This window comes from Halalkalibacter akibai JCM 9157 (assembly GCF_000513135.1).
Lineage (GTDB): Bacteria > Bacillota > Bacilli > Bacillales > Bacillaceae_D > Halalkalibacter > Halalkalibacter akibai.
This window is the reverse complement of sequence record NZ_BAUV01000005.1, coordinates 160,702-173,129: the sequence shown is the minus strand read 5'-3', so window position 1 is coordinate 173,129 and position 12,428 is coordinate 160,702. Positions and strand designations below refer to the sequence as shown.

At 34.6% G+C, this 12,428-nt stretch carries 11 protein-coding genes; 1 reads left to right on the top strand and 10 read right to left on the bottom strand.

Translation table 11 applies throughout. The features are described 5' to 3' along the window. Nucleotides 1–676: 676 nt before the first annotated feature. On the bottom strand, nucleotides 677–1,009 hold the full coding sequence (locus JCM9157_RS23845; RefSeq protein ID WP_369384696.1) for a class I SAM-dependent methyltransferase: 333 nt from the start codon (nucleotides 1,007–1,009) through the stop codon (nucleotides 677–679). Nucleotides 1,010–1,525: 516 nt separating this feature from the next. On the opposite strand from JCM9157_RS23845, the gene JCM9157_RS05170 reads away from it, so the two are divergent. Continuing rightward, complete coding sequence (locus JCM9157_RS05170) at nucleotides 1,526–2,839, top strand: HRDC domain-containing protein (protein WP_035662823.1); 1,314 nt, start codon at nucleotides 1,526–1,528, stop codon at nucleotides 2,837–2,839. A 137-nt stretch (nucleotides 2,840–2,976) separates the two neighbouring features. Here JCM9157_RS05170 and JCM9157_RS05165 read toward each other — a convergent pair whose 3' ends face one another. The 9 genes from JCM9157_RS05165 to JCM9157_RS05130 all read right to left on the bottom strand — a co-directional run bounded on the left by JCM9157_RS05165 (nucleotide 2,977) and on the right by JCM9157_RS05130 (nucleotide 12,335). Then, nucleotides 2,977–3,963 carry an HNH endonuclease gene (locus JCM9157_RS05165; RefSeq protein ID WP_035662821.1) on the bottom strand — a complete coding sequence of 329 codons (987 nt, stop codon included), beginning with the start codon at nucleotides 3,961–3,963 and terminating at the stop codon, nucleotides 2,977–2,979. A gap of 24 nt (nucleotides 3,964–3,987) precedes the next feature. Continuing rightward, nucleotides 3,988–4,311: a nucleoside triphosphate pyrophosphohydrolase gene (locus JCM9157_RS05160; RefSeq protein ID WP_035662820.1), complete on the bottom strand. Its 324-nt coding sequence runs from the start codon at nucleotides 4,309–4,311 to the stop codon at nucleotides 3,988–3,990. 118 nt (nucleotides 4,312–4,429) lie between these two features. After that, complete coding sequence (locus JCM9157_RS05155; protein ID WP_035662819.1) at nucleotides 4,430–7,582, bottom strand: DEAD/DEAH box helicase; 3,153 nt, start codon at nucleotides 7,580–7,582, stop codon at nucleotides 4,430–4,432. 351 nt (nucleotides 7,583–7,933) lie between these two features. Next, the gene (locus tag JCM9157_RS23250) at nucleotides 7,934–8,494 is read right to left on the bottom strand and encodes a hypothetical protein (RefSeq protein WP_148296810.1); all 561 of its coding nucleotides are present in this window, start codon (nucleotides 8,492–8,494) and stop codon (nucleotides 7,934–7,936) included. Then, nucleotides 8,434–8,625 (bottom strand): hypothetical protein, encoded by a 192-nt coding sequence (locus JCM9157_RS24335; RefSeq protein ID WP_148296809.1) that lies wholly within the window; start codon nucleotides 8,623–8,625, stop codon nucleotides 8,434–8,436. The genes JCM9157_RS23250 and JCM9157_RS24335 overlap by 61 nt, the downstream gene beginning before the upstream one ends. A 141-nt stretch (nucleotides 8,626–8,766) precedes the next feature. After that, nucleotides 8,767–9,624 carry a hypothetical protein gene (locus JCM9157_RS05145; RefSeq protein ID WP_035662818.1) on the bottom strand — a complete coding sequence of 286 codons (858 nt, stop codon included), beginning with the start codon at nucleotides 9,622–9,624 and terminating at the stop codon, nucleotides 8,767–8,769. A gap of 57 nt (nucleotides 9,625–9,681) precedes the next feature. Beyond that, nucleotides 9,682–9,840, bottom strand: coding sequence for a hypothetical protein (locus tag JCM9157_RS24565; RefSeq protein ID WP_156321471.1), 159 nt, complete (start codon nucleotides 9,838–9,840; stop codon nucleotides 9,682–9,684). A gap of 238 nt (nucleotides 9,841–10,078) precedes the next feature. Further along, entirely contained in the window at nucleotides 10,079–10,384 is a 306-nt protein-coding gene (locus tag JCM9157_RS25200; RefSeq protein WP_035662816.1) for a hypothetical protein, read from the bottom strand. 25 nt (nucleotides 10,385–10,409) lie between these two features. Then, nucleotides 10,410–12,335 (bottom strand): 3'-5' exonuclease, encoded by a 1,926-nt coding sequence (locus JCM9157_RS05130; RefSeq protein ID WP_035662815.1) that lies wholly within the window; start codon nucleotides 12,333–12,335, stop codon nucleotides 10,410–10,412. Between the last annotated feature and the right edge of the window lie 93 nt (nucleotides 12,336–12,428).

The following is a 12,428-nucleotide window of genomic DNA, read 5'->3' as shown; positions in this document are numbered from 1 at the left end:
GAAAATGGTAAGTTGATTAGCTCAATAATTTAATGATGCAATTTTTCATTCAAAAAATTACTTTGACGAGAAAAACATGTTTTCTCTTTTCGCTTGGCTTTTGTTCAGTTTTCAAAGAACTCTTGTGTCACTTCGTTAGCGACATTTACTATCATAACATAACGATTCATTCTGCGCAACAACTTTTTTATAGGAAAGTTATTCGCACAATCATTATGAATAAGATGCCGTCAACGGCGACAAGTAATAATATATCACGTTTTATAATTCTGCGCAATGGTTAATTTGAAATTAATTTTTACGACTAGATTTATTAATTTACCATACATCAATAACACTTTCAACAAAAATAGACAATTAATACGTCTAAGTTAAAAATACCCCTTTTAAGAAGAAAACAAACCTACTTTTTCTTAAAAAACAAATCACTACCTTACAGTTATATCCATACTCTCAAAAACAGAAAGAGCATTGACTAAAGCCAACGCTCTTTATTATAGAAGAAAGTTAAACTCTTCTTGCCATAATAACCTAACTCATTGCATGCTGATGTGGAATTCCTGACGAATCACAATTAAATATAACTTCGGAACTACTCTCGATGAACCAATCATGGTAATGAGCTAACAACTCCCCAGACTTCCAACCATGAGCATTTCAATTTCTGGCGGAGGCGCTATAAAAGGCTTTTGTACGAACACATTAAAGAAATGCATCCCATTTTTGTTCGTGTATTCCTTATAGTTATCACAGATTTCTCGACGATACTCAGGTTTAATATAGTGCAGTACATCACTAAAAAAAGACAGTCAAGCTGCTCAGTAAATTTAAAATCAGATAGATCCGTCCTAAAAACTTTCACATCCACTACAACCTCGGCAGATAGTCTCTTCGTTTCTTCAATCCCAGCATCAGAAATACCAAAAGCTGTAACATCATATCCATTTCTCGCAAAAAATACGGAGTCCTTTCCTTCTCCACAACCAATATCTAATAGTTTTAAAAACAATACAGAAACGAGTATGCAACAAGGTCAACGTTTAACTGAATTGTCACAAGAAAAGGTGAGTTGGTCAATAGTATTCAGAATATGATTGTTGATTATTTAGACAACTGAAATAAGGAAGCCTCCCTATATATGTTAACAAACTTATCACTCTTATTTTTCCTCACCCTACTAGTATTTAAGATCCTTTAAGCGACAATCTCAACTTTGCTATGGTGACTGGTGACTGGTGACTTGTTACTCCCTACGTCAGACACCCTTTGTAACATTTACTAAACTTAATAGTTTTTCCACCAATTTTTAGGAACTACCGCAACAATCCCTTCGCTTCACATGTTGAGATTTGACAATCATACTTAACCTGATTAGTTTCTTCTTAAATAAGCAATTTTTTGCTATAATCCTTTAATTATTCTCATCACTATATTTTCAACAATACATCCTAAAGACCTACTTATTTGGTATAATTACATAATATTACAATACAAAGAACTAATAGATAAAGAAATGAGGTTTAGCATGTCCTTCCTTAAAAACATAATGGAAAAATTAAGTGACAAAAGAGAGATTAAAAGTCCTGTCGTTTATAAAAAGTTTAACGATAAAGCAAGTATCCTTCACAATCTCAAAAATTTATTAGATATCTCTCAACCAAATGTGAATAGAAAAAAAGTCGAGGATCACCACAAGTTATTTTCTATCGGACACGCAGGAGAAAAAAGTGTTTTATTTGAACTACAGAACTCCATGCTCCCCATTGTAATCTTACATGACGTATTTCTAAAGTCTGAAAATTACGAAGCTCAATTTGACTTTATTATAGTATCCCACAAATTTATTCTTATCTTAGAAGTTAAAAAGTTATATGGAAATATCCATATAACTGAGAAAGGAGATTTCCAAAGAGTTATCATGAAGAATAACAGAGTTATAAATAAAGAAGGAATGTATAGCCCCATCACTCAAGTTGAACGGCATGTAGGTATTTTAGAAAACTACTTAAAGAGTAAAGGCGTTATTACTCATTGCCCTATTCGATACGGCGTGACCTTCGCTAACCCAAAGACTATCATCACCATTTCAGATAAAGCTCCTGATAATATTAAACAAAATGTCGTACGCCATGACCAGATTGTCCCATTCTTGAAAACAAAATTAAATCAAAGTTCTCCCGTCTTTATGTTAGATAAATACGTCTACCAAATTGCTGAATCACTTGTGCAACTCAGCAAGGAAAAACCATTTAACCCTGAACCCTATCTAACAACTGTGTCGGAGAAATCACCTGAAGAAGTTCAAAAAGAGCAAACTGTGGATAAATCAGTTAGCCCAGAAACTAATGAACTATCAAAAAAATTAAAAAAGTTTCGATCTAACAAATCTAGTTCATTGAATGTGAAACCCTATCATATTTTCTCAAACAAAATGCTGGATGATCTAGTCATCCTCCATCCCATAACACTTAATCAGCTATTAGAAATTGAGGGGTTTGGAATAAAGAGAGTGAATGATTACGGTAAGGAGATTGTATCAATATTCCAGAACTCAGGGCCTGTAAAAAAAGAAGGTCGAAATAACTTAATAGTGATAGATGCTCAAAATAGACAAGTTCAAATAGAAGATAACTTGAAAGAACGTCTTACAGCCTTTCGATTAAGCTACGCAAAGAACATGAATGTGAAACCCTATTATGTATTTAAAAATTCAACTTTAGAATTGTTGCTCGAAAAAAGGCCTGTGACTGTTGAGCAACTTTTAAAGATTGACGGTTTCGGACCAAAGAAAGTTGAAGATTTCGGCGAGGAAATAATTAATATTATTAAGAGAAGTTAGTTTAAAAAAGCCAGCATACAAGCTATGCCGGCTTTATTTTCTCCCTTCTTGCAAGAACATTAAGCGAAAAGTTTCATTTTGAAGTACTATACAGTTCATTAATCATATTTATTGCAAAAGAATTTTTATTAGCTAGATTAAGGACTCCAAATTGTATCAAAACCATTTTTTATTGAATAATCGTATAGCATAACAATTTTCTTTTGCTTATAATTCTTCATTAAATTTGTAATAGTTTCATCCTCTTTTTTCTCAATCAGTGAATGATTTCGCTTTATGATGTACTCAAGAAAAGCACGCTCAGGCAGCTTATCACTTTTGGAAGTATTACACCTGTTGCAGGACAACACTAAATTCCAAATATGATCCGACTGAACAAACGACCACGGAATAAAATGATCCACATGTGTTTCTCTCTTCACTCCCGTTAATGTTTTCTGACAATAAAAACAATCCGCCTTAGAATAAGTTAAAAGGACTCTCTCAAATGCTGATAAAGAAGAACGCTTCGCTATACTCTCTACCTTTCCAAGCAAGTAATTAATACTTGGCACTTCATTTAATTGTTCGATCATCGCAGCCATATGATAGTTAGTTAAATTCACTATTAGCCGTTGGTAGTTTAACATAAACTGGTGCACCTTAGGATTTAATGTTAAGGTTTCTTTTTTATGATCAAATGCATAAAAGGAACCCCGTGTATCGCCATAAAGTGCTCCATAAACATTTTCTTTCATCGTCGCTTTTACTTTACTAACAAGTTTGAGTTGAAGTGCATCATCAATCTTATCAAAGACAAATTCAGGTGGAATTGAATTAGCATCCTGGACTTCTTTAATGATTGTTACAACCCTAGCAATTTTCCCTCTATTTTGATTGATCAGTTGATGATGAACAATTAAGTTCCAGTAAATCTTTGTAAACGAGTAGGCCAGTTGATCATAAGATAGCTCGTGTCGCTCATTGACCTGGTAAAGGTTTTCAATTAGTGATTTCATTAACGCATACTTATATGTAGAAGATTTCGCCGATTTACTAGATAACACAACGGTAAAGACCCTCCAAATATCTTCTTCCAGTAAGTATGCTTCTCTTAATTCACCAACCTTCAGCTTATGACTCATTTCTATCCTCCTTACCCAATACGACTAATCCTCGACGTCAAGTAAATAGATTTTTTCATTAAATCCACCTCGTTCGTGTTTCTTACACTCTCTGACAAGCTCAAGTTCACTTGGATCAATCCCATGATGACGACAGAGCGCATAAACCACCTCTAATAAATCTGCCAATTCTTCGACTAAATCTTCCGTCTTTCCAGCTTGTAGCACCTCGTCCATTTCTTCCTTTAATTTTACTTTTAATTCTTTTTCAAATGTAAGAGGATCTAGTACAGTAACCTGAAAATTTTTCCCCGTCTTTTTAATGATATCAGGGATTTTATCCCGAACGAGTTTATTATATGTTGGCATATTTAAGTTTCCCTTCATCATGAATTTTGGACAGAATAACTCCGAAATCCCTCAAGATAATCTATATATTAATGTGGAGCATAACCAAAATAGTAGAATCTATACTCTAACCCTCTATCTATAAAATCACCTTATTCGCCCTCGGCACTAGATAAGAAGGCATCTCCTCATGTAACTTCCACACAAAGCTCACCGGCTTACTTCCCGAATGCTTCACATAATCGACTAGGCCTAGAAAGACAAAAGATGCTGTTAACCCATATTCCTGTTTGTACTCTCTTACAAACAATGCAAGCTTATGGCCTTTCTGTTTATGTGTAATATAACGTTTAGCTGTATTGCTACCTTCTGCTACAGTTGATTGCGATTGCCAATGGAATAAGCTGTCATTGATCGCGTAATCATCATACAAAGTAGAAGGAGAAAAATCCTTTTCTGATTTATTTAGAGTAGTAAAAAACACATCTAGTTCTTTTTCTTGGAAATGTTTCACCCCTTCCCTAAAAGTTGGACTAGTTTCTTCATTATAATAACCTAAAGCAGCCAACACTTGATTTCTAGAATAGTTGCTATGAACTCTTAATGGACAAGGAAAACCAAATTCATTTTCCATTTCCATTGTCTCAATAGAATTATATTTGCTGTAGAGAATTTCTAGTAATTCTAGCCTGATTTCTTCTACACTTATAATTTGTTGGATTCCTTCTTCGAGTGAAGAGAACCCCTCTTTTGACGGATGGTGTTGATAAAAGGAATAATAGAACATAGCCAACATAAGCTTCTCTTCTTCTGTTTCAACTAGGTTCTCCTGTATATAACGAATCCAAAAACTAAGCAGATGCTTAGAGTTAATATGAAATAAATTTGGTAAGCGACTGGTTATAAGATTTTCATTTTCACAATGGAAACCTTCATGCGCTTCCGCCAATACTTTAAAGCGTGCAAAACTCCGATCCTTGCTCTTACCATAGAAGTCATGCACTGACAAATGATAATGATTGAGGAAATTCGTTAACGTTAACTCTTTTCCTGTGTCTTCTTGGAAATGTCTCATTTTGGCAATCAGATTACCCTTAGTATTAGCACCGTCTTTTATATTCCTTAAGATATATTCTTTCGCTTGTTTTTCCAATTGAATAAAACAACCCTTTGGTAGATTAAAGAAGCCATTTTCTACATAGTGCTGCACAGAATGCTTCGTCTTCCCTACTAAAGCCTTAAACTTCTCTTCGAAATTATAATTCCTGTGCGCTTGTCCAACGAAATCTAATACCGTTAAACAATCCTTGCCTTCAGAAAGACGTAATCCTCTTCCTAACTGTTGCAAGAAAACCGTTAAGCTCTCAGTTGGTCGTAAAAATAAGACCGTATTTACTTCCGGGATATCGATACCTTCGTTATATAAATCAACGACAAAGATAAACTTAACCTCACCTTTTACCAACTTATCCTGCGCTTCATAACGCTCCGACTTATTTACATCTCCGTACAAACAAACCGCCGAAATTCCACTCTTATTAAAATAATTCGCCATGTATTTGGCATGTTCAATTGATACACAGAAACCGAGACCTTTTACTTCCTCTATAGCGGTTACATATTTATGTATACTCTTTATGATTTGATTACTTCTCAAGTCACTAGAAGTATACACATTCTCTAATTCTCTGATATCGTAGCCTTTACGACTCCATTTCAACATCGAGAGATCAACTAAATCACTTACACAGAAGTATTGAAAAGGAGAAAGTAATTTTTGATTAACAGCCTCTGTCAATCTCATTTCAGCAGCTATTGTGTCATCAAAATAAGTAAGAATATCTTTACCATCCATCCGCTCAGGTGTCGCTGTTAACCCAAGGAGTATTTTAGGCTTATAATGGTTAATGAGGCGTTGATAGGATTCAGAAGCAGCATGATGGAATTCATCGACAATGATAAAATCGTAAAAATCTCTTGATGTTGTCTCATATAACTTCTTACTATTAAAACTCTGAATGCTCACAAATAAATGGTCAATTGATGCAGGTTGATAAGTTCCCACAAATAAATCCCCAAAGTTGGCATCCTTTAATATAGCTCGAAAAGTATCCCTACTCTGCTTAAGGATCTCTTCCCTATGAGCAACGAACAGTAGACGTGCTTTTTTTCTATTTGACTGATAGAACTGCTTATAATCAAAAGCAGAAATTACCGTTTTACCCACACCTGTAGCAGCAACAACTAAATTTTTATACCTCCCAAACACATTACGCTCTACTTGTAACTTTTCCAGAATTTCTTTTTGATAATGAAAAGGTCTAATATCAAAAGCGAAATGAAACTCATTTGATTCTTCCCTCTTGTTTTTAGACAATGCACTTTTTAATAACTCTTGATGCTCCGGATTTTCAAAATGAAATGTTTTAAATTCTTTGTCATTCCAATAGCTTTCAAATGTCGCTTCAAACTTTCTAACAATATCAAACGAATCCTTCTCAGTTACTTTAAGATTCCACTCTAGCCCTGACGTTAAAGCTGGATTAGAGAGATTAGATGAACCAATATAAGCCGTACTAAAGCCCGTTTCTCTTTGGAAAAGATAGGCTTTCGCATGTAACCTGGTCCTTTCTACATCATAGGAAACTTTGATTTCTGTGTTAGTTAACTGACTTAACTCATCAATTGCTTTAAAATCAGTAGCCTCCATATAAGATGTTGTGATGACTCTAAGCTTTCCGCCCTTTTCTGTAAAGGATTTAAGTTCTTCAATAATACAACGCAAACCACTCCACTTAATAAATGAAACAAGCATATCTATATGATCAGAAGTTAAAATTTCTTTTTTCATCTCACTTAGCATGTTAGGTTCATAATTTGATCCGGTAAAAAGAGAACTTTGCGAAATAGGAGTAACAGGCCTGATAATTTCGTCTTTCCTCAAACTTTTCACTGAATTTAGACGGGAATAAATAGATGTTAACACTTGACCTTCTTCCTCAATTTGTAAACTCCTAAACTCCTCATCATCTAGTTTCAGACTTAACAGTGAAACGATCTCATTGCACACTCTAATCTGGTCCAATAATGCGTTAGCATCATTCTTTTCATTATCTCTTATAAATGCCAGAGCCCTTCTTGTTATATGAGAGATATAATTGGAGAGAAGCTTCTTGGCTTCCTCGACATCTAACTTTTCTTTTCCTAGCTCATATGTATGACTATTTAATTCCGTTAGCTCAGAATTGAGTTTCTTGGTGATGATTTCTTCATAGATTCCTTGTTTAAGCATAAACCCACCTCTTCGTATAACGTTGAAATTTAATGAACGATACTACTGTCTTAATAATACATTAGTCGTAACTGCTTTTGCTATTTTTTGTAATTTAATCGAGGATTTAGTCACAAAAAAGGCTAAGGACAACCCTTTAATGGGATACTCTTAGCTTCTTAAATTAATTCTTTTCTTCACCATCATAATTAGTTCTTAATAGTAAGGTTTAGTTGAAATCGTAGTCTATTTTTCACTTTTCAGTTACAATAGTCCTTTACAACGATGCACTTCTAGTATTTTAGGATGTTTTTTTCAGCCTGTAACCACCCCATCTAACTTCAAAGCCATCGTCTTTTTATCCTTTTGAAACTAACTATTCTTAGCAATCCATCTTTCTAAATGTGTTCTACTAAAATCATACCATTGCGAGCTTAGAAAATAGGTTTTCCCTTGGATTTTAACCGTTGATTTATAATATCGAATGTAACCCCTACTATCTTTCTTTTGCTCATCCATATTTCTCGAACGATCCACTTCTTTTAATACAGGAAAATTAATATTAAACGTCTCTTTTGAATATTTTTCTGTTTGTAATAAATCAATGACAGTTGGAGATATTGTATTACTCTCAAGTATCTCTTTTAATGTCGTTTGAACAAGTACACCTATTTTTTTGTTACTTTTAACAGTTATTACTTTCCGTTGTTCTAATTTAGGAACGTTAACCATTCTAGTTGTGTCCATTTCATTCGTAATGCTTTGCTTAATCTTGTCAGATAGTCTCTGACTTCTCACCATCATTTTATGGAGCCTTTCGCAATTTTCCCAATGTTCTTCCCATATGTCTCTTCCAACTTTAGATTCAAAATCTATTTTTGTAGGACGACTCCAAGCTTCATAATTTTCAAGACATTTAATTTTCTTTTCCAATTGAACCATCCACCATCCCCTAGCTCTCGTTCAATACCTTTAAAATTCGTATCTCTCTCAGGAATGTAATAGCAACTTCTCTTATGTACTGTATACGTTTTAGTTGGTTTATCAATGTTAATCCAGATCATGATTAACAACTCCTTATTCTAATATTGAAGGTCTAAAATCTACAAAATTCCATTGACCGTTGTTAAACAAGTAGTAGCCAGCCTCTTAATCTAGAAACCACAGCAGCTTTGATTATTCCCCTCATCCACCACTCCATAAAATTAGTATATACTCTGCTTTCTCCAACGATTTATGTGAGAACCTGGATATTTATAATAACTATCTGGTAACGTTACACCGAACTTTACCGCAACACTTTTCATGACTTCTTTTTGCGAAGTATTACCGCGACTTATCCTATCTAGTACTTCTTTTTTAAAGTCATTGTTTGGTGTGAAATGGTTTTCATTCAATTTTTTCGTCTTTCCATTATGAGCTTTGATTTTGTGTTGACCTTTTAACCATTTACCAAAACTCCATAGTGCATTATCTGTTTTTTTGACTTCTTCTAACGAGATGGTAGGATTGTTTCCGCTAATATCTTGGAGGAAACTCTGATACTCTTTATAAGCTACAATATGAATATCACGATTTTTAAAGCTAATATTCTCGGCCAGTAGTGCCCTTTTCGCTCTCTCAACATGCTGATCATAAAGAGGATAAATTAATGGTGAAATGATGTGAAGGATAAAAGCTGGAATAACAAGAGAATCTCTCCCGTAAAGATCAAATTTATTCGCAAGGTCATTTACCTTATTCGCCTCAAATGAATTTTGTTTCTTTACCTCTTGCACCCAATGATAAAAGTCTATAGAAGATAAGATCTCTTTATGTCTCGTTTCATTATATGTATTGGGTTTTGTCGCCAACAAAGTGTAATTCTCATTACCAACTAATACATCACCATTAGAATCTATCCTTACTTTTCCATCCTTCCAATGAAGAAGATTAATAATGTGTTCTCCTGCTTTTTCAGGGCTACTTGCAATCTGTAACCCTTTTATATTATGTATATAAAACTCTATTGGATATTTTTCTGATTGGAATTTAGCACTCCATGCTTCTATGAACATTTTCATAATGCTTACCTCTTTTTAGTACATATTCCCAAACTGTTTTCACAACCATTTCGCTTTTTATAGCTTACGTGTCTTATAAGGTCTCTTTAGTAATTGTCTAAACACTTCTGGACCTTCGTGCTTTCGCGAATGTGCCCACTTGTCGTATTGTTCTTCGCTGATTTGCCCATCTATTAAGCCTTTTAAAAATAGATAATGCTCCTGATCAATTGCCATTTTATTTAGGTGATTCACCCGTTTTTTTGCTAATGTGTTTGAAAGGTTTCGTTTCTTGTTCTGCGAATTTGAGCTTCTAACGATAGTCAATTTCGCCTTTCTTTTCCTCTTTATCGTTATGAAAAGGAGCATTACCACAAGAATCAATATTACCAACAGTTCTTTCGAAATCACCTTTCCACCTCTCGTTCTTTTAGTTTGAGTGAAGCTGAGGCATAGGCAACCACTTTTCGGGATACTAGTTTTTGTCACTTTCCCTAAGCATATAATTCCGCAAATACCTCATCAAATAAGGAGCACTTTGAAGGACAAAGAAACTATAACGATTCCTTTTCTTGTCTACATATAAATCGTTTTTTGTAATCATCTCTTTCTCTATCAAAGAGCGAATCTCCTTATTCAACATATGGTACATAGAGGTATGATCTTTATTTGAATTTTTAATCAACATCCATAAGAGTTTTTTTTCGTTTAAAGGTAATTCCGTTAATTGCTGATATACGTCCTGATCCCTTTTCGGAAGGTAGCTTATGTCTATTTTCATTAGATCTCACCTCTATGACTACTAGTTAGCCCTCTAACTTCTTAACTTCCTTCACCTTGTTTTCTTCCTCTTTCCACTTGTCAAAGTACTCGGTAAACTCTGATTTACCAGAATATGAAACACATAAGTATTCCTTTGCTCTCGTCATCGCAATATACATGAGAGACACTTCTCGTTCCTTGTCCTGCTCTAATGGAAAAGGCATCATATCCGCTTTGACGATGAATACGGCTTGAAAGTCGAGTCCTTTGCTACTGTCGATTGTGCTTATTTTGACTGTTTCTTTTTCGCTATTGAAGTTTCTTTTGCTTGCTTCGTTTTCTGTAATCCAGTTAAATGGAATCGATTCTTTATCAAGAGCTCTTTGAATCGTTCCGATGATGTCTTCTTTATGAGTTCTTTTTACGCGGTATAGAATCAATATTTCGGAGTAAGGGACATTTTTCCGTTCATGTAGTTGCTGAATTTGTTTTGATATGATGCGCATTTCTTTTGCGAATTGATCGACCTTAAGAATCGCTGCATTCGGACCCTTTCGTTTTGTACTTTTCGGTGAGATGATTTCGACGCCTTCCGTTTCACCTTGGACGACTTTATTTTGCAAGGCCGAATGCTTTTGAAAGAACTCCCAGGCAAAGGATACTATTTGTGATGTATTACGGTAATTGATATTTAGAATTTTTGAACGCCCACGAAAATCAAGACCTGTATTCTGTACATAGCTTCTCTTTTTTGAATAAATCGATTGAGCTCGGTCCTCAACTAAAAGCAAAGATCGTGTCTCTGGATTTAAACAATGACTGACAAGCTGTAGCCAGTTTGGTTCAAAGTCTTGGCCCTCATCAATCAAAATAGCATCATATTTAGGGGCGATCGCTTGTCCTTTTTCTAGCAGTTCAATAAATTGATCCATCCGTTTTTCACTTGTTTTTAAATCTAGTTTCAACCATTGATGAAAGTTGCGTACGATAATGTTTTCAGGTACAGACACATCTGTTTCTAAACCGTTTTCTCCAAAATGGAAATCGAATAGATTCTCAGGTTCTGACGACATCGCTTGGACAATTTGAGCAATGTTTTGAGAAAGAGAAATGTTGTAACAAAGTATTAAGATCTTCCAATCAGGGTGGTCCTTTGCCAGCATTTTTGCACGGCTTGCTAGAATTAACGTCTTCCCGCTTCCAGCAACGCCTCTAATCAATCGGTTCTTATCACCAATTTGTTTTGCTAAATTCTCTTGATGTAAGTCCATTGTTTTAATATCATGAAGCGATAAAAGCAATTGATCTTGGTAAGGAACGGTCTCTTTAAACTCGGCACCTATCCTCACTTCAGGGAATAAGTAATAGCGAATGGTATTGATATCTTCATAAGTAAGAGATTCTCTAAGTCTGAAAGGGACTTTGAACATGTTTATTAGTTTTTCAACAAAAATTTCTTCTGAAAAGTCTTCATGATCAGGGTCCATTTGTTCTCTTGTTAACATCGACTCTGGTTCAATGACCGTATAAAGACCATCTTCAATGACTTGCCTTTGATGCAATCTAGTGAATACAACGCCATACCCATAAGGAAATTTTAATTGGAATTGATATTTTCCCTCGGTTTGTATTAGACTCTTATCTTTTTTCAATACATCAGCTATTTTAAATGCATAATCTCTAGCTTGTTTCAGAGGACTTTTCACTGTATGTTGATCACCAGAGGTATCTCTAATAGTCCATTCGTCCTTATTTAATTGATATAAGGTATTTCTTGTATAATCTTTAACCTCTAACACAATCAAACCTAAATCTGGTCCGATCACAACAAAATCTGGTCGAAACCCTTGTATTTCAGGTTCATAGTAAACGATGTAGTCATCTGGTAAATAGTTTTTTAATGTTCGAAATAAAATACGCTCTCCTGCTGTAGCACTAGTCCGAATTGACTCTGGTACAGTTGTAGCCATATGATCACCTGTTTCATCACTACTTTATGACTATTATACTAAAAAATGTTAATTTTTGCAGAAAATAATCAGAAGCCATGGGACTGTCTGAAC